General features: G+C 68.5%; 19 protein-coding genes. 13 read left to right on the top strand and 6 right to left on the bottom strand.

The genetic code is table 11. The annotated features are described in order from the left end of the window. The first annotated feature begins 11 nt into the window (after positions 1 to 11). The 3 genes from ACXJLH_RS27590 (at position 12) to ACXJLH_RS27580 (ending at position 2,464) form a co-directional block, all read left to right on the top strand. Positions 12 to 548: a peroxiredoxin gene (locus tag ACXJLH_RS27590; protein WP_082532814.1), complete on the top strand. Its 537-nt coding sequence runs from the start codon at positions 12 to 14 to the stop codon at positions 546 to 548. A 207-nt stretch (positions 549 to 755) separates the two neighbouring features. Further along, positions 756 to 2,165 carry an amidase gene (locus ACXJLH_RS27585; RefSeq protein ID WP_457447547.1) on the top strand — a complete coding sequence of 470 codons (1,410 nt, stop codon included), beginning with the start codon at positions 756 to 758 and terminating at the stop codon, positions 2,163 to 2,165. Continuing rightward, positions 2,162 to 2,464 carry a putative quinol monooxygenase gene (locus ACXJLH_RS27580; RefSeq protein WP_457447545.1) on the top strand — a complete coding sequence of 101 codons (303 nt, stop codon included), beginning with the start codon at positions 2,162 to 2,164 and terminating at the stop codon, positions 2,462 to 2,464. Before ACXJLH_RS27585 ends, ACXJLH_RS27580 begins: the two co-directional genes overlap by 4 nt. 18 nt (positions 2,465 to 2,482) lie before the next feature. Here ACXJLH_RS27580 and ACXJLH_RS27575 read toward each other — a convergent pair whose 3' ends face one another. The 3 genes from ACXJLH_RS27575 to ACXJLH_RS27565 all read right to left on the bottom strand — a co-directional run bounded on the left by ACXJLH_RS27575 (position 2,483) and on the right by ACXJLH_RS27565 (position 5,126). After that, positions 2,483 to 3,061: a hypothetical protein gene (locus ACXJLH_RS27575; RefSeq protein ID WP_457447543.1), complete on the bottom strand. Its 579-nt coding sequence runs from the start codon at positions 3,059 to 3,061 to the stop codon at positions 2,483 to 2,485. 116 nt (positions 3,062 to 3,177) lie between these two features. Beyond that, complete coding sequence (locus ACXJLH_RS27570) at positions 3,178 to 4,650, bottom strand: hypothetical protein (protein WP_457447541.1); 1,473 nt, start codon at positions 4,648 to 4,650, stop codon at positions 3,178 to 3,180. Further along, the gene (locus ACXJLH_RS27565) at positions 4,647 to 5,126 is read right to left on the bottom strand and encodes a hypothetical protein (protein ID WP_056200222.1); all 480 of its coding nucleotides are present in this window, start codon (positions 5,124 to 5,126) and stop codon (positions 4,647 to 4,649) included. Before ACXJLH_RS27565 ends, ACXJLH_RS27570 begins: the two co-directional genes overlap by 4 nt. Before the next feature lie 54 nt (positions 5,127 to 5,180). Between ACXJLH_RS27565 and ACXJLH_RS27560 the strand changes: the two genes are divergently transcribed. After that, on the top strand, positions 5,181 to 5,801 hold the full coding sequence (locus ACXJLH_RS27560) for a glutathione S-transferase N-terminal domain-containing protein (RefSeq protein ID WP_056201277.1): 621 nt from the start codon (positions 5,181 to 5,183) through the stop codon (positions 5,799 to 5,801). Positions 5,802 to 5,843: 42 nt separating this feature from the next. Here ACXJLH_RS27560 and sppA read toward each other — a convergent pair whose 3' ends face one another. After that, on the bottom strand, positions 5,844 to 7,724 hold the full coding sequence (gene sppA / locus ACXJLH_RS27555) for a signal peptide peptidase SppA (protein ID WP_457447539.1): 1,881 nt from the start codon (positions 7,722 to 7,724) through the stop codon (positions 5,844 to 5,846). Positions 7,725 to 8,068: 344 nt separating this feature from the next. On the opposite strand from sppA, the gene ACXJLH_RS27550 reads away from it, so the two are divergent. Together ACXJLH_RS27550 and ACXJLH_RS27545 are read left to right on the top strand one after the other, a co-directional pair. Continuing rightward, positions 8,069 to 9,727 carry an FMN-binding glutamate synthase family protein gene (locus tag ACXJLH_RS27550; protein ID WP_056200216.1) on the top strand — a complete coding sequence of 553 codons (1,659 nt, stop codon included), beginning with the start codon at positions 8,069 to 8,071 and terminating at the stop codon, positions 9,725 to 9,727. A 128-nt stretch (positions 9,728 to 9,855) separates the two neighbouring features. Further along, a complete protein-coding gene (locus ACXJLH_RS27545; RefSeq protein WP_056200213.1) occupies positions 9,856 to 10,503 on the top strand; it encodes a response regulator in 648 nt (215 codons plus the stop codon). Here the strand turns inward: ACXJLH_RS27545 and ACXJLH_RS27540 are convergent. After that, positions 10,500 to 11,123 (bottom strand): glutathione S-transferase family protein, encoded by a 624-nt coding sequence (locus ACXJLH_RS27540; RefSeq protein ID WP_056201274.1) that lies wholly within the window; start codon positions 11,121 to 11,123, stop codon positions 10,500 to 10,502. The two genes, ACXJLH_RS27545 and ACXJLH_RS27540, sit on opposite strands and share 4 nt — an antisense overlap. A 426-nt stretch (positions 11,124 to 11,549) precedes the next feature. On the opposite strand from ACXJLH_RS27540, the gene ACXJLH_RS27535 reads away from it, so the two are divergent. From ACXJLH_RS27535 to purB, 5 genes are all read left to right on the top strand, one after another. Further along, positions 11,550 to 12,737, top strand: coding sequence for a YjgN family protein (locus ACXJLH_RS27535; RefSeq protein ID WP_056200210.1), 1,188 nt, complete (start codon positions 11,550 to 11,552; stop codon positions 12,735 to 12,737). Continuing rightward, entirely contained in the window at positions 12,737 to 13,762 is a 1,026-nt protein-coding gene (locus ACXJLH_RS27530; protein ID WP_457324627.1) for a M48 family metallopeptidase, read from the top strand. Before ACXJLH_RS27535 ends, ACXJLH_RS27530 begins: the two co-directional genes overlap by 1 nt. Positions 13,763 to 13,863: 101 nt before the next feature. Then, positions 13,864 to 15,039: a YjgN family protein gene (locus tag ACXJLH_RS27525; protein ID WP_457447537.1), complete on the top strand. Its 1,176-nt coding sequence runs from the start codon at positions 13,864 to 13,866 to the stop codon at positions 15,037 to 15,039. 1 nt (position 15,040) lies between these two features. Further along, complete coding sequence (locus ACXJLH_RS27520; RefSeq protein ID WP_457320792.1) at positions 15,041 to 16,084, top strand: M48 family metallopeptidase; 1,044 nt, start codon at positions 15,041 to 15,043, stop codon at positions 16,082 to 16,084. A gap of 33 nt (positions 16,085 to 16,117) precedes the next feature. Further along, positions 16,118 to 17,494, top strand: coding sequence for an adenylosuccinate lyase (purB, locus tag ACXJLH_RS27515; protein ID WP_457447535.1), 1,377 nt, complete (start codon positions 16,118 to 16,120; stop codon positions 17,492 to 17,494). A 116-nt stretch (positions 17,495 to 17,610) separates the two neighbouring features. Here purB and ACXJLH_RS27510 read toward each other — a convergent pair whose 3' ends face one another. After that, positions 17,611 to 18,120, bottom strand: coding sequence for a GNAT family N-acetyltransferase (locus ACXJLH_RS27510; protein WP_056200196.1), 510 nt, complete (start codon positions 18,118 to 18,120; stop codon positions 17,611 to 17,613). A gap of 73 nt (positions 18,121 to 18,193) precedes the next feature. Here ACXJLH_RS27510 and ACXJLH_RS27505 point away from each other — a divergent pair, with 73 nt between their 5' ends. Together ACXJLH_RS27505 and pyrF are read left to right on the top strand one after the other, a co-directional pair. Then, positions 18,194 to 20,419 (top strand): putative bifunctional diguanylate cyclase/phosphodiesterase, encoded by a 2,226-nt coding sequence (locus tag ACXJLH_RS27505; RefSeq protein ID WP_457447533.1) that lies wholly within the window; start codon positions 18,194 to 18,196, stop codon positions 20,417 to 20,419. Further along, positions 20,419 to 21,222: an orotidine-5'-phosphate decarboxylase gene (gene pyrF / locus ACXJLH_RS27500; protein WP_457447531.1), complete on the top strand. Its 804-nt coding sequence runs from the start codon at positions 20,419 to 20,421 to the stop codon at positions 21,220 to 21,222. Before ACXJLH_RS27505 ends, pyrF begins: the two co-directional genes overlap by 1 nt. Positions 21,223 to 21,224: the final 2 nt, after the last annotated feature.

Raw genomic sequence — 21,224 nt, 5'->3', positions numbered from 1 at the left:
TTGGAGTCGTTATGTCGTCGCGCCTTGCTCCCCTGTTTGCCTCGCTATCCCTGCTGCTGGCCCTGCCAGGCCACGCCGCCCTCAGCGTCGGCGCCCCGGCCCCCGACTTCAGCACTGACGCCGCCGTCGGCGGCCAATCCTTCAAGTTCAAGCTGGCCGAGGCCCTCAAGCAAGGCCCGGTGGTGCTGTACTTCTATCCCAAGGCCTTCACCAGCGGCTGCACCGTCGAGGCCCACCAGTTCGCCGAGGCGACCGACAAGTTCAAGGCGCTGCACACGACGGTCATCGGCATGTCCAACGACGACATCGAGACGCTGAAGAAGTTCAGCGTCGAGGCCTGCCGCAACAAGTTCGCCGTCGCGGCCGACGCCGGCGGCAAGGTCATCAAGGACTACGACGTCACGCTGAAGATGGTGCCCGGCACCATGGCCGACCGCGTGTCCTATCTGATCGGCACCGACGGCAAGGTCGCTGCCGTGCATGCCAGCATGAACCCCGACGGCCACATCGACGCGATGCTGAAGGCGGCTCAGCAACTGAAGAAATGATTGCCGGCCCGGAAACGGCGGTTGTGCGCGTCCGAGGGGCTGGCGAGGCGGGTTGCCCGCAAGGCGAGACGACGCAGCGGGCTCGTGCCCGCAAGGAAGAACAACGCAGCCGGCAGCCCGAAGCGCCAGACCAGCGGACGTGCAGCGCTGGTGATCGAAGTGGCATGCGAGGCTGGCAAGCGGTCTTGTCGAAGCGTCAGGCCTGCGATGAGTAGCGAGCGGTCAACTGCCGTTTTCGGGCTGGGGGCGGCCGAGCTGATCGCCGCCTACCGCAGCGGCGAACTGTCGCCCGTCGAGGTGATGGGCGCCGTGCTGTCCCAGGCCGGCAAGCGTGAGGGCGAACTGCACGCACTGTGCGCCATGGATGCCGAGGGCGCTTTGGCCGCGGCCCGCGCCAGCGAGGCGCGCTGGCGTGCCGGCACTGCGCTGGCGCTGGACGGCGTGCCGGTCACGCTGAAGGAGAACATCGCCGTGCCCGGCGCGAGCTACCGCCTGGGCACTGCCGCGACGGCGGATGACGCGACTGCCGACTTCGAGGCTCCGCCCGCCGCGCGGCTGCGCGAGGCCGGTGCCATCGCCTGGGCGCGCACCACCATGCCCGACTACGGCATGCTGAGCTCGGGCCTGTCCAGCCTGTATGCCGAGCCGGCGCGCAACCCGTGGGACAGGGCGATGACGCCTGGTGGTTCCAGCGCCGGCGCCGCGGCGGCGGGCGCGGCCGGCTATGGCCCGCTGCACCTGGGCACCGACATCGGCGGCTCCATCCGGCTGCCGGCGGGATGGTGCGGCCTGGTCGGCCTCAAGCCCAGCCATGGCCGCGTGCCCATCAAGCCGGGCTATGCCGGCCGCGTCGCCGGGCCGCTGACGCGCACCGTCGAAGACGCCGCGCTGATGCTGGCCGTGCTCGCGCAGCCGGATGCGCGCGACCCCACGCAGCTGCCGCCGGGCTCGGTCGCATCGCGGCCGCTGGAACTGCATGGCCTGCGCATCGGCCTGATGCTCGATGCGGGCTGGGGCGATGCCGTGCAGCCGGAGGTCGATGCGGCGGTGGTCGCGGCGGCGCGCGTCTTCGAGCAGGCCGGCGCCGTCGTCGAGCCGCTCGCCCCCTTCACGACGCGCGAGATGGCCGACGGCATCGACCGTTTCTGGCGCATGCGCTCCTGGCTGGACATCTCCGCCCTCGCCCCCGAGCAGCGTGCCAAGGTGCTGCCCTACATCCTCGGCTGGGTCGCGCCCGCGGCCGGCTATGACGGTGGCACGGTGTTCCGCGGCTACAGCCAGATGCAGGCCTTGCGCGAGGCGGCCAATGCAGCCTGCGAGCCGTTCGACTTCGTGCTGTCGCCCGTCGCGCCCATGCCGGCCTACCCGGCCCACCTGGCCAGCCCGCTGCACGACCCGGCGCGGCCCTTCGAGCACATCGCCTTCACGCTGCCCTACAACATGAGCGAGCAGCCGGCGCTGTCCATCAATGCGGGCTTCACGTCGACCGGCTTGCCGATCGGGTTGCAGATCATCGGCCGGCGCTTCGACGACGCTGGCGTGCTGGCCTTGGGCGCAGCGTGGGAGCGGTTGCGACCCGAGCAACGCCCCTGGCCCTTCCGGGAGAGCCCACCATGATCCTCGTCCTTGGCCATGTCACCGCCCGCCCCGAGCATTTCGACGAGGTGCTGAAGCTCAGCCATCAACACGTCGAGCGCTCGCGCGCCGAACCCGGTTGCATTGCGCACGCGGTGCATCGCGACACCGAAAACCCGTTGCGCCTCGTCTTCGTCGAGCAGTGGAGCGACATGGCGGCCCTGCAAGCCCACTTCCGTGTGTCGGCCTCGCGCGAGTTCGGCAGGGCGCTGGCAACGATGGCGTCCGAGCCGCCGGAGCTGGAGTTGTTCGATGCGAACGTGATCAGCGCAGGCGGCTGACGCGCTTCGCGCAATCGATCAGGTTTTGCGATGGGCTCGCAGCCGGCCGGCAAACAGCGCCATGCCGGCGACGAGCAGCAGCGCTTGTGACGGCTCAGGTACAGCGGTGGGAATCTCGACGATGCTCGAAATGATGTCGCTGGCAAAACGGTCTGAGTAGTTGTAAGCGATCCAGGAGCTTTGGGCAGTGCCTGCGACCGAGTAGAGGAAGCTGATGTCGTGGTAGCCGCTGACTCCGCTCAACGTGATGAAGAAGTCATTCACGCCGGGCGCCACGCCGCCGGCGCCGTTGCCCTTGCCGCCAAAGGTGTAGGACGGCGGAAACGGCGCACCTTGCCAGTTCTCGAAGGCAAGGTCTGCCAAGCTGTAGCTGTGACCTGCGATGCTCAGGTCGATGGCGCCGATGCTGGTGACCGGTTGGCCCAGCGCATCAGCCTGGAAGATGATCGAGCCCGACACCGGATCCTGCGGCGCAGGGGCGGGTGCCAGCACCGACGTGAAATGCGTTGCAGTAAAGGTGAGCTGGTAGGTCTTGGCCTGGGCCTGCTGGCTCGGCAGACAGGCCACGACGCAGGCGATCGCGGCAATGGTGTGCATTTTTTCTCCCTGGTGCCGGGGTGCGCGGGTGCGCCTCCGGGGCGATGCCACTTTAGGCGCAGACAGGGGCGACCCGGCCCCGAAGATGAGGGGCCGTACGAACCCCAGGGCAGCGGCTAACGCCGCTTGACGAACCCCAGCAGTGCCGCCATCGGCAGCACCGAGCGCGGCCGGTAGGGCAGGCGCCACAGGCCGCCGTGGTTGGCGGTGTGCACGAGCAGCTTGAGCGGGTGGGCGAAGTCGCGCGGCGCCGTGCGCAGCTGGTGCACCCACATCGCGGCCATCAGCGCATTCGTCGTCGCCGGCGCAAAGACCTCGACCCCAAAAGCCTTGGCGCCGCGAAAGCCCGCGGCGAGCAAGGGGTTGGAGACGACCGAGGCCGTCGTGGTGCTGGGCGCGACATTGAAGGCGACGCGATGCCCATCGGCGCGGGCCACCAGGGCGCGCCACTGCTGCAGCCGCTTGGCCAGCGCGTAGTTCGGGCCCTGTTCGACGACGAGGGCATCGACGAGGCCCCAATGACCAAAGTCGCCGGCGTCGATCAGGCCCTCGATATGCGGTGCAAAGCCGCGGCCGCCGCTGGACAGCCGTGCGCTGAACTGGGCCAGTTTCTTGACGAGGCCACGCTCGGCATAACGGCGCATCACGGAGGTGGCGAGTTCTTCAGGCACGGCGAAGACGTCGGTCGGCGTGGCCATGTAGGCGAGCTGGGTGCGGGCGTCGGCGGCGCACAGCGTTGCGCTGATGGCGTCCATCGCCAGGGACACGCGCACATGGCGCTCGCCGTCCAGATAGGCGAGGTTGGCAATGGACAGCGGCTGTTGCCGAGACACCAGCCAGGCGGCGATATCCGGCGTGTCGGCCAGCAGGTCGGCACCCGCGTGGGCAGCGTCCAGCGGCTGGTCCGGCGCGACGGGCGCGATCAGCGTGGCATTGCCGGCGGCGACGATGGCGGCGATGCGCTTCCAGGTCGCGGCGCGGGCGAGGTCGATGCCGACGAGATTGGCGCGCCATTTCGCCAGCCAGGCCAGCGGCCCGGCCTCGCTGCCGGCACCGAGCAGCACGAGGTGCTGGTCGGACAGGTCGAACCATTCGGGGTGGGCCAGGCAGTCGCGCAGCGCGCCCGCGTGGGCGGCCTCGCAGATGCCGCCCTTCTCCCAGCGGTCGATCTGGCGGGCGAGGGTATCGCCATGCAGCTCGCGGCCCTGGTGGGGCACGGTCCAGCGGGCGGGTGCCGCATCGCCGCTGCCGCGCAGTTGCAGCGTTTGCAGGCGGCGCTGGGGCGTGTTCATTGCGTCGGCCAGAGCGTGGGCTTGGCCGGCGCGCATGAAGGGCAGTTCGCGCCAGGCCGCGGCGAGGCCGGCGCGTGCCGAGGCGACGACACCCCCGGGCCGGGCCGCTTGAGCTTGCACCAGGGCGCACCAATGGGCGGGGTAGGCGTGGCGCCAGTCGTGTTCGGCGGCGACGGCATCGGCCGCGGTTGCGTCCAGCCCACGCAGGGCGGCCGCGATGATGCGCTGGCCCGGCGCGCCGGTGGCACGCTTGCCTTTGGCGTCGAGGGGCCATTGCAGGCCGGGCGCGTCTGTCATCGGCGCACTGGCGGCTCTTGCGTCGGCAGGCCGGCTGCGGCCAGGTCGGCGTTGACCAGGGCCCAGGCGGACTCGAAGTTGTCGGCGCGGCGCACCGGGCGGCTGGCGCGCCAGATGTCCATCAGCGCCGGCAGGCGCTCGATGCCGGGGATGCCGGGGCGCACCAGGAAGACGGTGGACAGGGAGACGATGCCGCGCGAACCGAAGGCATCGATGCTGGCGCGCAGCTCCTGCAGCGCATCGGCGTCCATCTGCAGGCTGCCGCGGATCTCGAGCAGGTCACCGAAGCGGCGGTCGGCCGGCAGGCGCTTGCCGGCCAGCGCGACGGCGCGCTTGACGGCTGCCATCAGCGGTGCGTCGAAAGGTCCTTCGGCGATCGACACCATGACGCGGCCATGCACGCCGACGCTGACGCGGCCGAAGCTGGGCTTGACGACCGGATGCCGGGAAGGGGGAAGTGAGGGGCCGGGGCTCATGATGTGAGACGATTTTGCATGCTCGAGAGCACGCTCGATGAAGGAGTCATGGCAATGTTGACCTTGTACGGCACCAAGGGTTCGGGTTCGGCGGTCATCGAGGCGGCGCTGGCGCGCGCCGGCCTGGCTTACACGACCGTGGACGCAGCCTCGTGGAACCCCGGGCCCGGGCGCGATGAGCTGCTGCGCGTGAATCCGCTGGGGCAGATTCCGACGCTGGTGCTGGCCGACGGCACGGTGCTGACGGAGAGCGCCGCCATCCTCATCCACCTGGGCCTGACGGTGCCGCCGGGGTTGCTGCTGCCCGCCGACGCCAGCGCGCGGGCGCGCGCCATCCGAGGCCTGGTCTATGTGGCGGCCAACTGCTATGCGGCCATCAGCGTCATCGACTACCCCGAGCGCTGGTGCGAGCCCTGCGACGACGCAATGAAGGCGCAGATCCGCGCCGGCACGCGGGCCCGCCTGCACGAGCACTGGCGGCTGTTTGCCGACCAGTTCGAGATCGGCTTCGAGGCCGGCGTGCCCGGCGCGCTGGAGCTGCTGGCCACGGTGGTGTCCAAGTGGTCGGGGTCGCGGCCCTTCCTGCAGGCCGAGCGGCCGAGCTTCTTCGCCCAGTTGCTGCGCGTGGAGCAGCATCCCGAGGTCGCCGCAGTGTTCCAACGCCACTGGCCATGAAGCGGGGGCTGGCAGACGCCGGCCAGTTAATCGGTTCGCAGGTCAGGGAGCACCGCACAGGCAGTGCACGGCGGCGGCCTTGTCCCACTGGCCGCGGGCGGCGAACTGCGACAGATCCTTCAGCATCGCCAGCTCCTCGCGCACCGGCGCGGGCAGGGCGTCCAGGCCCAGCGAGTTGCCGATGGCCGCGGCGATGGACGGCGCCAGTGTGTCGGTCAGCGACGCCAGCAGCCGCTCGCTGCGGCTGAGGTCGCGCTCCACATAAGCCAGGCGCGGCTTCTCGCCCTCCTTGACCTCAAGCTTGGCCAACTGGACGGCCGTCTGCACGGCATCGTCAAAGCTGCCCAGGCGGTCGACGAGGCCGCGCTCCTTGGCTTGCGAGCCCGTCCAGATACGGCCCTGCGCGACGGCATCAATTTTCTCCGGCGTGCTCTTGCGCGCCTGGGCCGCGAGGCTGGTGAAGCGGCCATAGATGTTGTCGATGCTGGCCTGCACGGTGGCCTGCAGGCGCGGGTCCAGCGGGCGGCGCGGGTCGTAGCCGCCGGCCAGCCAGGTGGTCGTGACGCCGCCGGTGTGCAGCGACAGCTTGTCCATCAGCCCTTCGGCCGTGGGCAGCATGCCGAACACGCCGATGCTGCCGGTGATGGTGCCGGCGTCGGCGATGACGGTGTCGCTGGCCATGGAGATCCAGTAGCCGCCCGAGGCCGCCACGTCGCCCATCGACACGACGACTGGTTTGCCGGCCTTGCGGGTCAGCTCCAGCTCGCGGCGCAGGATCTCGGAGGCGAAGGCGCTGCCGCCCGGCGAGTTCACGCGCAGCACGATGGCCTTGATGGCCTCGTCCTCGCGGGCCTTGCGGATCAGGCGGGCGGTGGAGTCGCCGCCGATGCGGCCCGGGCCGGCATCGCCATCGACGATCTCGCCCTCGGCCACGACGATGCCAATGCCGGGCTGCAACTTGTTGGGCGTGCCGGCGTCCTTCACATAGGCCAGGTACTGGTTCAGCGAGATCTGGCGGAAGCTCTTGCTGTCCTCGTCCTTGGCGCCCTTGGCGATGAGCAGTTCGCGCATCTCGTCGCGCGTCTTCAAGCCGTCGACCAGCTTGGCCTGCAGGGCCAGCCTGGCCGTGTCGCCCTGCGTGGCGGCAAGCAGTTGCGGCAGTCCGGCGATGCCCTTGGCGATGCTGCCCGCCTCCAGTTTGCGTGCGGCCTCAATGCTGCCGGTGAAGCCGCTCCACAGCTCGCCATAGACCAGGCCCTCGGACTCCAGCGTCGCGGGGCTGGGGCCATTGGCCGTGTAGGTCTCGGCAAAGTTCTTGTAGGTGCCGACCTTGATGACGTGCGGCGTCACGCCGATGCGGTCCAGCGCGTCCTTGTAGTAGGTGCGGTAGCGGCCAAAGCCTTCGATGCCGACCATGCCCATGGGATGCAGATAGACCTCGCCGGCCTGGGCGGCGAGGAAGTAGCCGCGTTGGCTGTAGCTGTCGGCATAGGCCAGCACCGGCTTGCCGCTTTGCTTGAAGCGCTGCAGCGCGCCGACGACCTCGTGCAGGCCGGCCAGACCTGCGCCTTGCAGCTCCTCGACGTCCAGCAGCAGGGCGCTGATCTTGTCGTCCTTGGCGGCCTGGTCGAGCACGGCGAGCACGTCGCGCAACCGTGTCTGGTGCGGCACGCTCTGGCCGCGGGCCTGGGCGGCCAGCTGCTCGCGGGGGCTGCCGGAAAACTGTTCGACGAGGCTGCCGTCGAGCTTGAGCACCAGCGTCGTCTTGTCGGCCAGCGGCTTGGGACCGCGCGTCATCACGGCGGTGACGAAGATGACGAGGAGCAGCAGCACGAAGAGATTCATCAGTGCGCGGCGCGTGCCGTCAAGCAGCCACCAGGCCTTGGAGAACAGCCAGCCCAGCGTGGAGAAAAAGGACTTCATCGACAGCTACCTTGAGGGTTGATGCGGGCAATTGTGAGGTCAGGAGCCTGAGCGGCAGCGGGCGTGGCCCGCGCCGAGGCGATTTGCGGGGCCAGGCCAGGCGCCGGCGAGGCGTGGGTAGGGACCCACAACGAGCCGGTAACGCCGCATGGCCCCGCAAATCGCTCGGCCCTCCGGGTTGTGACTGGCAAGGGCGCAGGCGTTGTTGCTCGTCGTTGCGGGTACGCACCCGCTGCCTCCTCGCGCCTAGCCTGCGCCCTTGCCAGTCACAACGCGGGCCACGCCCGCTGCCGCTCAGGCTCCTCCGGCCTTAGCATCCGTCGGTCACGGTTTAAGGACCCCTCATGCTTGCCTGGCCCAGCTGGACACGACGCATCAACGAGTATTTCCCGCTGCGCTATCTGACGTGGATGTTGTGCGGCCTGCTCGCGCTGTTCTTCGCCATCGGTTGGATGGGCGGGCTCGTCGACGGCGTGCTGGTCGTCGTCTTCCTGGGCCTGACGTTGCTCGGCCTGCGCGATACCCGCCAGACGCGTCATTCCATTCTGCGCAACTATCCCGTCATCGGCCATCTGCGCTTCCTGCTGGAGTTCATCCGCCCGGAGATCCGCCAGTATTTCCTGGAGGGCGACAACGATGCCGCGCCGTTCTCGCGTGCCCAGCGCTCCATCGTCTACCAGCGCGCCAAGGGCGAGGCCGACCAGCGCCCTTTCGGCACCCAGCTGGACGTCAGCGCGCGCGGCTATGAATGGATCAACCATTCCCTGGCGCCGACCCATCTCACCAGCCACGACTTCCGCATCACCATTGGCGCGGGCCGGGCCCAGCCCTATTCGGCCAGCGTCTTCAACATCTCGGCGATGAGCTTCGGCGCGCTCAGCGCCAACGCCATCCTGGCGCTGAACAAGGGCGCGAAGCTCGGCGGCTTCGCCCACGACACGGGCGAAGGCTCGATCAGCGCCCACCACCGCGTGCATGGCGGCGACCTGATCTGGGAGATTGGTTCGGGTTATTTCGGCTGCCGCAATGACGATGGCAGCTTCAGCCCCGAGCGCTTCGAGGCCGCTGCCCGCGATCCGCAGGTCAAGATGATCGAGCTCAAGCTCAGCCAGGGCGCCAAGCCCGGCCACGGCGGCGTGCTGCCCGGCCCGAAGGTGACGGCGGAGATTGCGGCCGCACGTGGCGTTCCCGAGGGCGTGGCCTGTATCTCGCCGGCTCGGCACAGCGCCTTCTCGACACCCATCGAGATGATGCAGTTCATCGACAGGCTGCGCACGCTGTCGGGCGGCAAGCCCACCGGCTTCAAGCTTTGCATCGGCCACCCCTGGGAGTGGTTCGCTGTGTGCAAGGCCATGCTGGAGACCGGCATCACGCCCGACTTCATCGTCGTCGATGGCGCCGAAGGCGGCACGGGCGCCGCGCCGCTGGAGTTCACCAACCATGTCGGCGCGCCGGTTCAGGAGGGCCTGCTGCTCGTGCACAACTCGCTGGTCGGATTGAACCTGCGCGACAAGATCAAGATCGGCTGCGCCGGCAAGGTCACGACCGCCTTCGACCTGGTGCGCCTGATGGCGCTGGGCGCCGACTGGTGCAACGCCGGGCGCGGCTTCATGTTCGCTCTGGGCTGCATCCAGGCCCAGGCCTGCCACACCGGCCATTGCCCGACGGGCGTGACCACGCAGGACCCGGTGCGCCAGCGCGCCATCGTCGTGCCCGACAAGGCCCAGCGCGTCGCCAACTTTCACCAGGGCACGCTGAAGGCGCTGAAGGAACTCGTCGAGGCCGCCGGCCTGTGCCACCCGCAGGAAATCACGGCCCAGCACATCGTGCACCGCCTGGACAAGCACGAGGTCAGGTTGCTGGCCAACCTGCTGCCTTTCGTGGAGCCGGGTTCGCTGCTGCGCGGCGACATGAGGCACAACACCTTCAGGATCTACTGGCCGCTGGCCAGCGCCCACAGCTTTGCGCCCCAGGGCGCCATCGAACGTACCGCTGCCGCGTGAATCTCGGGCCGGGCGCCTGGCGATCCCCTCCTTGGACGAGGGGCCCGCGCCCGCGGGGGATGGCGCCTACAAGTTAGGGGGATGGCGACCAAAACGCGCACAATGCGCAGCGGTTACATCCGCGCATCATGCCCACCGTCTATCTCCTCCGTCTCAGCGAGCCCACGCTGCAGCGCACGCGCTCGCTGCTGCTGCAGGCCGACGGCGTGGAGCTGGCCGGCAGCAGCACCCTGCTGGCCGACGCGCTGGACGAACTCGCCGCGCTGGCGCCCGACATCGTCGCTAGCGACCTGCGCCTGGTCGACAGCCATGCGATGCGTGTCGCCCATGAACTCGGCCGCCTGCCGGTGCGGCCCCAGCTGCTGCTGCTGACGCCGACGGCCGATGACCTGCAGCTGTTCGCCGCGCTGAGTGCCGGCGCCAATGCCTATCACGTGGACGACGGCAGCGGTGCCGGCCTCGTCCAGGCGCTGACTCGCCTGCATGAACGCCGCTCCATGTTCAACCCTCAGCTGGCCCGCCAGGCCCTGGCGGCCTTCGGCATCGAGCGCAGCCCCATCGTCACGGCCCGCCAGGCCGCAGCGCCGCTGGATGCCAGCCCCGCCGGCCGCCAGATCGACCAGGCCAGCCGTCATCTGCTGACGCTGCTGGCGCAAGGCCTGCTACTGGCCGAGATCGCGACGCTGTGGAAGCTGGACGTTGCCGAAATCGAGCGCCGCATCTGGCGCCTGGTGCGTCTGCTGCATGTGCGTTCGCGGGAACTGCTGATCGCCTAGGCAGGCACGGTGTCCGCAAAGCTCTGGCGCTGGGACAGCTTGTCCATGTGGCGAGCCAGATTGGGGTAGTCCTCGCGCCAGTTGATCTCCGGGAAGCGGAATTCCAGCCAGCCCAGGGCGCAACCGACGGAGATGTCGGCGAGCGAGAAATGGTTGCCCGAGCACCAGGCCTTCTCGCCCAGGCCCTGGCTCATCGCGGCCAACGCGGCGTTGACCTTGGTCAGCTGACGGTCAATCCAGGCCGGGCTGCGCTGCTCCGCGGGGCGGTGCGCCCAGGTGCGCTCCAGGCGCACGAGGATGCCGGCATCGACGATGCCGTCGGCCAGGGCCTCCCAGGTGCGCACCTCACAGCGCTCGCGGCCGCGCTCGGGGATCAGCTTGCCCACGGGTGACAGCGTGTCCACGTACTCGACGATGACGCGCGAGTCGAAGACGGCACCGGTGATCGAATCCTGGCCTTCCATGACCAGGCAAGGCACCTTGCCCAGCGGGTTCATCTTCAGGATGGCGTCGCTGCCCCAGACGTCTTCAAGCACCAACTGGTAATCGAGCTTCTTCTCGGCCATCACGATGCGAACCTTGCGCACGTAAGGGCTGGCGAGAGAACCGATCAACTTCATCGTCATAGGGCAGGCAAGGGGATCACAAGTCGAAACGATTCTAGCGAGCGCTTCTTGGCGGACTGCCCGTGAAAAAGGCCTGTCGGCTGGGGCCGACAGCCACCGCAAGCAGGGGTTGCCAGCAGGGAGGGCGCCCTGCACAGTGCTGCCGCTCAGACACCGGCGCCGTCCCCGGAAGCCGGGACAAAGGACATCCGAGGGAGGATGAATGCTTGATTCCGACACGACCGCGACGACTCGGTCCAGGTCTTTTTCGGCTTCGTTCTCAAGCCACCCGGGCGACGAAGAGCGCATCGCCTTCTTCAGGCAGCCGTAAAAAATCACATCACGGGGCCTGACAAACCAGAGTTGCCAGGCACGCTGGCCACCGCCAAAGTCTCGGCCGGCACGCCGCGCTGAACAGCGGCCCGCTAACAGGGAGATTCCATGCAAGACCTCGACGCCGCGGCCGATGCGGCCCCCGTCGCCACGCCGCCCGCTGCGCCGCGGGTGCTCGACATCCGCTTCACCGGCTCGGGCAGCGAGTATTTCCGCATCTGGTCGGTCAACCTGCTGCTCATCCTCGTCACGCTGGGCCTGTACCTGCCCTTCGCCAAGGCCAGGCGCATCCGCTACTTCTATGCCAACACCCTGGTCGATGGCCAGGCGCTGAGCTTTCATGGCGACCCGTGGAAGATGTTCCGCGGCTTCGTGCTGCTGGTCGTGTTGATGGGTGTCTACAGCGGCGCGGGCCGGCTGTCGCAGCTGGCGGCCTTCATCGCCTTCCTGATCCTGTGCGCCGTCTGGCCGGCCCTGTGGCGGGCCTCGATGCAGTTTCGCCTGGGCAACACCAGCTGGCGCGGCCTGCGCCTGCGCTTCGAGGGGTCGCTGCAAGGGGCCTATCTGGCCTGCGCACCCAGCTATCTGCCGGCCATCGCCATGGTCGCCGGCACCGCACTGATGGCCTCCGCAGACGCAGGCACGGCCAAGGAGATGACGCCCGCGCTGTGGCTGAACGTCGTCGGCCTGCTGGGCATGATGGTCCTGATGCCTTGGTCATTGACCCTGTTCAAGCGCTACCAGCACAACGGCTACCGCATCGCCGGACAGCATGCCCGGCTCAAGCTGTCGGTGGCCAAGGTCTATCTGCTCGGGCTGAAGACCATCGGCGTCTCGTTGCTGCCCATGATCGGTTCCGGCGTGCTGATCGCGTTGTTCGTCGCGCTGGGCAGCACCATGCAGCAGAGCATGGGTCGTGTCGTCAGCATGGCCGCGCTGGGCTTTGGGGTGCTGCTCGCTTACCTGCTGTATTTCGCGGTCGTCATGCCCTACAGCGCCGCACGCATGCAGAACCTGGCCTGGAGCGGCACGCGCAGCGAAGCCTTGCGCTTTCGCAGCACGCTGAGCTTCTCGTCCCTGTTCGGCCTGACGCTGAAGAACTGGCTGCTGACCGGACTGACCCTGGGCCTGTACCGGCCCTTCGCGGCGATCGCCACGGCGCGGCTGCGCCTGGAGGCCGTCAGCATCGGCTGCGACGAAGACCCGGCCGACTGGGTGGCCGCGGCCCATGCCGGCCACGCCGACGCGACGGGCGACATCGCCGGCGACTTCTTCGGCATCGACATGGGCCTGTGATGGATGCTTCGCCCCGCCTCGCCGCGGACTGGTTTGATGGGCGCAGCGCCCGCGCGCGGCCCATTGAGGTCTGGATGGACGGTGCGACGCTGCACTTCGGTGAGCAGAGCGCGCCGCTGTCAGGCCTGACCTGGCCCGAACGCCAGCGCCATGGCCAGCGCCAGATCCTGCTGCCTGGCGGCGGCCTGCTGAGCTTTGCCGATGCCGCGGCCTTTGATGCCTGGGCGAGCGCGTCCGGTCGCAGTGACAGCGCCATCGTGCAGTGGCAGCAGAGCTGGCTGCTGGCGCTGCTGGCGCTGGTGTTGCTGGCGGCGGGCCTGGCAGCGGGTTGGCGCTGGGGACTGCCGTGGGCGGTCGACACCGCCGTCGACGCGCTGCCCCAATCCGCTGAGCGGACCCTGGGCGAGCATTTGTTGAACGGTCTGGACGGCGATTGGCTCAAGCCGAGCGCCCTCAGCACGGCCCAGCAACAGGTCTGGCAAGACCGTTGGACCAAGGCCATCGCGCGAGCCCGCGTCGACGGTGGGCCGGCGGTGCCGGAGCGCTTCGAGATCCATTTCCGCAACGGGGGCAAGGCGCTGGGACCGAATGCGTTTGCGCTGCCCGGCGGCGACATCGTCATCACCGACGAGTTGCTGGAACTGCTGGCCGACGAACCTGACGCCGTGATGACCGTGCTGGCGCACGAACTGGGTCACGTGCGTCACCGTCACGGCCTGCGGCTGATGCTGCGGGCGGGTGCGGTCGGCGTCGTCGCCTCGGTCATCGTGGGTGACTTCTCCACGCTGCTTGCCGCGGCACCGGCCTTGCTGGCGAGCAACGCCTACTCGCGCGACAACGAGCGCGAGGCTGACCTCTACGGCCGCACGCTGGCCCGGGCCGGCGGCGTGGACACCTCGCGCATGGCCGTGTTTTTCGAGCGTCTGGCCAAGAAGCATGCAACGGTGGACAACAACCCGTTGGCCATCGCGATCTCGTCCCACCCCGCAGACGAGGAGCGCATCGCCTTCTTCAGTCAGCGGTGAACAATCACGTCGCGAGCGGAGCTCGTGACGCGCGCCGGCAATGCCACAGTCACGGGCAGCCCGCTGCAGCAGACGGCGGCGCCTTCACCCAGGGAGTTTCCATGCACACCGCCGCAGCCGTCCCGACGACGGCCGATCTGCCCCCGCCCAACACCGAGCCCGCGCCGCGTGTTCTCGAGATCCGCTTCACCGGCTCCGGCAGCGAGTACTTCCGCATCTGGGCCGTCAACCTGCTGTTCATCCTGCTGAGCTGCGGGCTCTACCTGCCGTTCGCCAAGATGCGGCGCATCCGCTACCTCTACGCCAACACCTTGATCGACGGCGAGGCGCTGGCCTTCCACGGCGACGCATGGAAGATGTTCCGCGGCTTTGTGCTGATGGCCGTGCTGATGCTCGTCTACACGTTTGCCGGAGAGTTCTCGCCCATCGCGGCGCTGCTGGCCTTCGTGCTGGGGGGTGCCGCCTGGCCGGCGCTGTGGCGGGCATCGATGCAGTTCCGCCTCGGCAACACCAGCTGGCGTGGCTTGCGGATGGGCTTTGAGGGGTCGCTGGGCGCAGCCTATCTCGCCTACCTGCCGGTGTTCCTGCCTGCCGCGCTGGCGCTGGCCTGGAGCCTGAAGGGTGAGGGCCCAGGCGGCGGCGTCCTGGCCTGGCTCGGGCAGGCGTTGCAGTTGGCCGCCCTGCTGGCGGCGCCCTGGTCCACGGCGCTGATCAAGCGCTACCAGAACAGCGGCTACCGCATCGCCGGCGAGCACAGTGGCATCCGGCTGCACACGCGCTCGGTCTACTTCGTCGGCTTGAAGTCCGTCATGCTGGCGGTGCTGATGCTGGTGGTCGTCTCGATATGCACTTTCGTCCTGGGCAGCCTGCTGGGGCTGGCCACCACCGGCAAGATCGACGCCAAGGGTAGCAGCACCTATTTCGGGCTTGCCTGGGCGGGGATGCTCTACCTGTTCGTCGGCAGCGTCGTGCTGCCCTACTACGCCTCGCGCATCCAGAACCTCGTCTGGGGCAATACCCACAGCGCGTCCCTGCGCTTTCGCAGCGAACTCTCCGGCCTGAGGGGGCTGACGCTGAAGAACTGGCTGCTGATCGTCGCCACGCTGGGCCTGTACCGGCCCTTCGCCGTCATCGCCACCATGCGGCTACGGCTGGAGTCCGTGAGCATCGAGAGCAGCACGGACCCGGCCGCATGGGTGGCGCCTGCCGGGACTGAGCGCACCGACGCCAGCGGCGAGGTGGCGGGAGATTTCTTCGGCATGGACGTGGGGCTCTGACATGAGCGCATCGACTTTCATCACCGGTCGTTGGTTCGACGGCCAATGCGGCATGGCCCAGCCCGTCGAGGTGAGCCTCCACAACGGCGCGCTGCGCTTCGGCGACCGCGCCACCCCGCTGGATCAGGTGCAATGGCCCGAGCGGATGCGCCATGGCCAAAGGCAGATCCTGCTGCGCGGCGCGGGTGTGATCAGCTTCCCCGATGCCGCCGCCTTCGACGCCTGGGCCGACAGCGTCGGCCAACTGCCGGGCCTCGTCGCGCGCTGGCAACTCAGCTGGCATCTGGCGCTGATGTCTCTGGGCTTGCTCACGGTGCTGCTCGCTGCTGGTTGGCGCTGGGGCCTGCCCTGGGCCAGCGACCGCCTCGTCGAGCGCGTGCCCCTCAGCGCCGAGCAGCCAATCGGCGAGCAGGCCATGGCGCTGATCGACAGGCAGATGGTGCGACCCACCCAGCTCAGCGAGGCAGAGCAGCAGGCCTGGCGCCAGCGCTTCGAGCGCATGCTGACCACGGCGCGCGCCACCGGCATGCGCGACCTGCCTGAGCACTGGCAGCTGCATTTCCGGCGCACCACCCCTGCGCTGGGACCCAATGCCTTTGCGCTGCCCGGCGAGCAAATGTGCGTGACCGACGAACTCCTCGAACTGCTGAAGGACGAGCCCGACGCGGTGCTGAGCATCCTCGCCCACGAGGCCGGCCATGTCAGGCACCGCCACGGCCTGCGCATGGGCTTGCGCGCGGGCGTCACGGCCGCCGTCACGGCGCTGTGGCTGGGCGACTATTCCAGCCTGCTCAATGGTCTGCCCCTCGCGTTGGTCACCAAAGGCTACTCACGCGACTACGAGCGCGAGGCCGACGCCTTTGCCCGCGAACTGGCCCGCCGGGGCGGCGTCGACCCGGCGCGCATCGCTGTCTTCTTCGAACGCATCCGCGAAAAGTATGGCGGTGCCGAGAGCCCTCTGGCCATCGCCTTCAGCTCGCACCCTGGCGACAGCGAGCGCATCGCCTTCTTCAAGGCCGAAGGCCCCGCAGCCCCCAAAAACTAGAATCGCGGGTTTTCCACGATCCGCCGGCCCGCCATGACAACGTCCGAATACTCCGCCATCAGCGCCCTCTCGCCGCTGGATGGCCGCTATGCCGCCAAGGTGGCCGCCCTGCGCCCGCTGCTGTCCGAGTACGGCCTGATGCACCGCCGCGTGCAGGTCGAGGTGGAGTGGTTCATCGCCCTGTCGGACGCCGGCTTCAAGGAGTTCAAGCCGCTGTCCAGCAGCGCCCGCTCGCGCCTGCGCCGGCTGGTGAAGAAGTTCAGCGAGGCCGATGCGGAAGAGATCAAGGCCATCGAGCGCACGACGAATCACGACGTCAAGGCGGTCGAGTACTGGATCAAGCGCAGCTTCGAAGGCCAGCCTGAGTTGCAGGCGGCCGGCGAGTTCGTGCACTTCGCCTGCACCAGCGAGGACATCAACAACACCAGCCACGCGCTGATGCTGAAGGCGGCGCGCGATGAGGTCATGCTACCTGCGCTGGACGGCATCATCGAGAAGCTGCGTGGCATGGCCCACCAGTTCGCGGCCGTGCCGATGCTGAGCCGCACGCACGGCCAGACGGCCAGCCCGACGACGGTTGGCAAGGAGATCGCCAACGTGGTGGCGCGTCTGGTCACGGCGCGCGCCCGCATCGCCGCGGTCAAGCCGCTGGCCAAGATGAACGGCGCTGTCGGCAACTTCAACGCCCACCTGTCGGCCTGGCCCAAGCACGACTGGGAAGCCTTCAGCAAGGGCGTCATCGAGAAGCAGCTCAAGCTGAGCTTCAACCCGTACACGATCCAGATCGAGCCGCACGACTACATGGCCGAGCTGTTCGACGCGTTCACGCGCGCCAACACCATCCTGATCGACTGGTCGCGCGATGTGTGGGGCTATATCTCTCTGGGCTACTTCAAGCAGCGCACCAAGGCCGGCGAGATCGGCAGCTCGACGATGCCGCACAAGGTCAACCCCATCGACTTCGAGAATGCGGAAGGCAACTTCGGCCTGGCCAGCGCGGTGCTGACGCACCTGAGCCAGAAGCTGCCGGTGAGCCGCTGGCAGCGCGACCTGACCGACTCCACCGTGCTGCGCAACATGGGCGTCGGCCTGGGCTATGCACTGCTGGGCTATGACTCGCTGGCCAAGGGACTGGGCAAGCTGGAAGTGAACGAGGCAGCCCTGGCCGACGATCTCGACGCCGCCTGGGAAGTGCTGGCCGAGCCCATCCAGACTGTCATGCGCCGCTTCGGCCTGCCCAACCCCTACGAGCAGCTCAAGGAGCTGACGCGCGGCAAGGCCATCACGCAGGAATCCATCCGCGCCTTCATCGAAGGCCTGGACCTGCCCAAGGCCGAGAAGGCGCGGCTGCTGAAGATGACGCCGGGCAGCTACACCGGCCTGGCGCAAGACCTGGCGAAGCGAATCTAATGGCTTTGCGGGACAGACCGAGCGAGCGCAAGCGAGTAGCTCTGTCCCCAACTGATTAGGGAAGCTTTGCGGGACAGACCGAGCGAGCGCAAGCGAGTAGCTCTGTCCCCAACTGACTAGAGAGCCAAGCGGAACACCCTCGAGAGATCGTTGTAGCCCTCGAGCTGTTCCTGGCCCTGCTCGATGAAGCCCAGCTTGCCCAGCAGGGCCACGCTGGGCGTGTTGTCAACGGCCGTGATGGCCATCAGCACCGGCCAGCCCAGCGCCGCCTTCGCATGCGCCACGCAGGCCTGCGCCGCCTCCAGCGCGTAGCCATTGCCTTCATGCTCGGCCAGCAGCGCATAGCCGAGGTCGGGCTCGGGCAGGGCGGGGCGCTTGAACAGGCCGCACATGCCCACAAGCACGCCGTCGGTGCGCCGCTCCAGGGCCCAGAAGCCGTGGCCGAGCTCCCGGTAGGCCTTGAACAGCCGCCCCTCGGCCCAGGCCAGGGCGTCATCGACGGTGCGCACGCCGGGGTTGTTGATGTTGCGGATCCAGCCCGGTTCGTTGACCAGGCGGAGCAGGAAGGGCGCGTCTAGCGGTGTGAATTCACGCAGCGACAGGCGTTCGGTATCCAGGATATGCATGAGGTCAGACAATAACCGGTCATGCTCCAATTCCTGCCCGCCCACCGGACCCCTGCCGCCGTATAGCCCGTTCATGAGCTTCGCGCCCGACTCCAGCGACAACCCCGCGCTCAGCCAGGCTTTGCGCGAACTGGATGTCATCCTGGCCAACGCAGGCGTCGGCGTCGTCTTCGTGAAGGCGCGCACCCTGGTGCGCTGCAACCAGCGCTACGCCGAGATCTTCGGTTTTGACAGCCCGGATGCGGCCGTTGGCACCAGCAGCCTGGAGTTGTACGAGAGCGAGCAGGACGCCCGCAGCCTGGGCGCCCGGGCCTACCCGGTGCTGGCCGCCGGCGAAACCTTCCGCGACGAGCAGTTGATGCGGCGCCAGAACGGCGAGCTGTTCTGGGCCCATCTGACGGGCCGCCTCATCCATGCCGACGATCCGGCCGATGGCTCGATCTGGATCGTCGATGACATCCACGAGCGCAAGCTGGCCGATGCCACGCTGCAGGACCTTCACGCCGAGCAGCAGCTCATCTTCGACCACGCCATGGTCGGCATCGTCTTCCTGCGCGGCCGCCGCGTGACGCGCTGCAACCGCGCCTTCGAGCAACTGTTCGGCTATGCGCCGGGCGAGCTCGACGGCCAGTTGTCGCGCGCCTGGTACCTGACCGACGAGGACTGGAAGGCCGCTGGCGACGCCTGCTACGCGCCGCTGGCGCGCGGCGACGCCTTCCACGCCGAGATGCTGCTCGCCCGCAAGGACGGTACCTCCATCTACTGCGAGGTGCGCAGCAAGGCCATTGACCGCAGCGACCTGTCGCGCGGCTCGATCTGGATCACCCAGGACATCACCGCCCGCAAGCAGGCCGAGCTGGAGCTGGTGCAGGCCAAGGCCCAGCTTGAGGCCCTGGTGGTGCAGCGCACCGAGCAGCTCAGCCAGACCGTCGCAGCCCTGGAGCTCAAGATTGCCGAGCAGCAGGCGGCGGAGGCACGCGCCGAGCGCCTGGCCCTGTTCGACGGCCTGACCGGCCTGCCCAACCGCCACCTGCTGGCCGACCGCGCCAGCCAGGCCATCGACATCGCGCGCCGCGGCGACGAGCCGCTGGCCGTGCTTTTCCTGGACCTGGACCACTTCAAGAACGTCAACGACTCCCTCGGCCACCGCGTCGGCGACAGCCTGCTGACCCAGCTCGCCTCACGGCTGCGTGGCGCGGTGCGCGAGCAGGACACCGTGGCCCGCATGGGTGGCGATGAGTTCGTGCTGGTGCTGCCGCTGACCGACATCGCTGGCGCCGCCCACCTGGCCACCAAGCTGATGGCGCTGGCCAGCGCGCCCTTTCACGTCGAGCAGCAGGAGCTGACCGTCACGCCGTCCATGGGCATCGCGATGTTCCCGACCGACGGCGACGACTTCGACACGCTGTGCAAATGCGCCGACGCGGCCATGTACCGCGCCAAGAAGGACGGCCGCAACGCCTACCGCTTCTTCACCAGCGAAATGCAGGCCCAGTCGGCCCGTGCCCTGCAGTTGGAGAACGCGCTGCGCCGCGCCCAGGAACGCAACCAGCTTAGCCTGCATTACCAGCCGCAGTTCTCGCTGGATGCCGATGGCGACAGCACCATCGTCGGCGCCGAAGCCCTGCTGCGCTGGAACCATCCCGAGCTGGGCTGGGTCTCGCCGGCCGAGTTCATCCCCGTGGCCGAGACCTCAGGCCTGATCCTGCCGATCGGCGAATGGGTGCTGCGCGAAGCGCTGTCGCAGCTGCGCCGCTGGGATGCAGCCGGCCTGCCCGGGCTGACGATGGCCGTCAACCTGTCGGCCGTGCAGTTCCGCCATGACGACCTGCCCGAACTCGTTGGCCGCGTGCTGGACGAGGTCGGCATGCCGGCCGGGCGCCTGGAGCTGGAGCTGACGGAGGGCGCCGCCATGGACAACCCGACCGTCGCCATCACCGTCATGAACGAACTGCATGCCCGCGGCGTGCATCTGTCCATCGACGACTTCGGCACCGGCTACTCATCGCTGAGCTATCTGAAGAAGTTCCGCGTCAGCAAGCTCAAGATCGACCAGTCCTTCGTGCGCGACCTGACCGACGACGCCGAAGACCGCGCCATCGTCGACGCCGTCATCCGCATGGCCGGCGCCCTGGGCCTGCAGACCCTGGCCGAGGGTGTCGAGACCGAAGGCCAGCTCGCCTTCCTGCGCCGCCAGGGCTGCCATGCCGTGCAGGGCTATCTGTTCAGCCGGCCGCTGCCGGCCGAAGCTTTTGCAGAATTCGTCATTGCCCGCACCACCCCCATTTCAGCCTACTGATGACCTTCGTCGCCCAGCTCCAAGCCCTGACTCCCCAATCGCGCCTGTGCGTCGGCCTTGATCCCGAGCCGTCCAAGCTGCCGGGCGCCTGGGCCGGCGACGCGTCGAAGTTCTATGACTTCTGCGCGGCAATCGTCGACGCGACCAAGGACCTCGTCTGTGCCTTCAAGCCGCAGATCGCCTACTTCGCCGCCCACGGTGCCGAAGGGCAGCTCGAGCGCCTCATCTCGCATATCCACGAGGTCGCGCCCGGCGTGCCTGTCATCCTCGACGCCAAGCGAGGCGACATCGGCTCCACCGCCGAGCAGTACGCCCGCGAGGCCTTCGTGCGCTACCGGGCCGACGCCGTCACGCTGTCGCCCTTCATGGGCTTCGATTCCGTCGAACCCTACCTCGCCTATGAAGGCAAGGGCGCCATCCTGCTGTGCCGCACCTCCAACAAGGGCGGCGACGACTGGCAGATGCAGCGGCTGGCCGACGTGCCCGGCCAGCCGCGCCTGTTCGAGCATCTGGCCCATCTGGCCGAGACGCAGTGGAACCGCAATGGCCAGCTCGGCCTGGTCGTGGGCGCCACCTACCCTGGCGAGATCGCCCGTGTGCGCGAGCTCGCGCCGACCCTGCCGCTGCTGGTGCCGGGCGTTGGCGCACAGGGTGGCGATGCGGCGGCCGTCGTGCAGGCCGCGGGCCGCAGTGCGCCGCTGGCCGTGAACTCTTCGCGTGCCATCCTCTACGCCAGCAGCGGTGCCGATTTCGCCGAGCGCGCCCGTGCCGTGGCCGAAGCCACCAGACTGTCGCTCGTCTGAAC

It is taken from the genome of Roseateles sp. P5_E4, assembly GCF_054049255.1.
Note: the sequence above shows the minus strand (reverse complement) of the source record. Positions and strands in the feature narration are given on the sequence as shown.

Excerpts from the sequence above, each read along its gene's own strand:
- ACXJLH_RS27545 (WP_056200213.1), top strand. The coding sequence starts at position 9,856 with ATGCCCACCGTCTATCTCCTCCGTCTCAGCGAGCCCACGCTGCAGCGC.
- ACXJLH_RS27570 (WP_457447541.1), bottom strand. The coding sequence starts at position 4,650 with ATGACAGACGCGCCCGGCCTGCAATGGCCCCTCGACGCCAAAGGCAAG.
- ACXJLH_RS27505 (WP_457447533.1), top strand. The coding sequence starts at position 18,194 with ATGAGCTTCGCGCCCGACTCCAGCGACAACCCCGCGCTCAGCCAGGCT.
- ACXJLH_RS27590 (WP_082532814.1), top strand. The coding sequence starts at position 12 with ATGTCGTCGCGCCTTGCTCCCCTGTTTGCCTCGCTATCCCTGCTGCTG.
- ACXJLH_RS27580 (WP_457447545.1), top strand. The coding sequence starts at position 2,162 with ATGATCCTCGTCCTTGGCCATGTCACCGCCCGCCCCGAGCATTTCGAC.
- ACXJLH_RS27575 (WP_457447543.1), bottom strand. The coding sequence starts at position 3,061 with ATGCACACCATTGCCGCGATCGCCTGCGTCGTGGCCTGTCTGCCGAGC.
- ACXJLH_RS27520 (WP_457320792.1), top strand. The coding sequence starts at position 15,041 with ATGAGCGCATCGACTTTCATCACCGGTCGTTGGTTCGACGGCCAATGC.
- ACXJLH_RS27535 (WP_056200210.1), top strand. The coding sequence starts at position 11,550 with ATGCAAGACCTCGACGCCGCGGCCGATGCGGCCCCCGTCGCCACGCCG.
- ACXJLH_RS27550 (WP_056200216.1), top strand. The coding sequence starts at position 8,069 with ATGCTTGCCTGGCCCAGCTGGACACGACGCATCAACGAGTATTTCCCG.
- ACXJLH_RS27525 (WP_457447537.1), top strand. The coding sequence starts at position 13,864 with ATGCACACCGCCGCAGCCGTCCCGACGACGGCCGATCTGCCCCCGCCC.
- ACXJLH_RS27540 (WP_056201274.1), bottom strand. The coding sequence starts at position 11,123 with ATGAAGTTGATCGGTTCTCTCGCCAGCCCTTACGTGCGCAAGGTTCGC.
- ACXJLH_RS27565 (WP_056200222.1), bottom strand. The coding sequence starts at position 5,126 with ATGAGCCCCGGCCCCTCACTTCCCCCTTCCCGGCATCCGGTCGTCAAG.
- ACXJLH_RS27530 (WP_457324627.1), top strand. The coding sequence starts at position 12,737 with ATGGATGCTTCGCCCCGCCTCGCCGCGGACTGGTTTGATGGGCGCAGC.
- sppA (WP_457447539.1), bottom strand. The coding sequence starts at position 7,724 with ATGAAGTCCTTTTTCTCCACGCTGGGCTGGCTGTTCTCCAAGGCCTGG.
- ACXJLH_RS27585 (WP_457447547.1), top strand. The coding sequence starts at position 756 with ATGAGTAGCGAGCGGTCAACTGCCGTTTTCGGGCTGGGGGCGGCCGAG.
- purB (WP_457447535.1), top strand. The coding sequence starts at position 16,118 with ATGACAACGTCCGAATACTCCGCCATCAGCGCCCTCTCGCCGCTGGAT.
- ACXJLH_RS27560 (WP_056201277.1), top strand. The coding sequence starts at position 5,181 with ATGTTGACCTTGTACGGCACCAAGGGTTCGGGTTCGGCGGTCATCGAG.
- ACXJLH_RS27510 (WP_056200196.1), bottom strand. The coding sequence starts at position 18,120 with ATGCATATCCTGGATACCGAACGCCTGTCGCTGCGTGAATTCACACCG.
- pyrF (WP_457447531.1), top strand. The coding sequence starts at position 20,419 with ATGACCTTCGTCGCCCAGCTCCAAGCCCTGACTCCCCAATCGCGCCTG.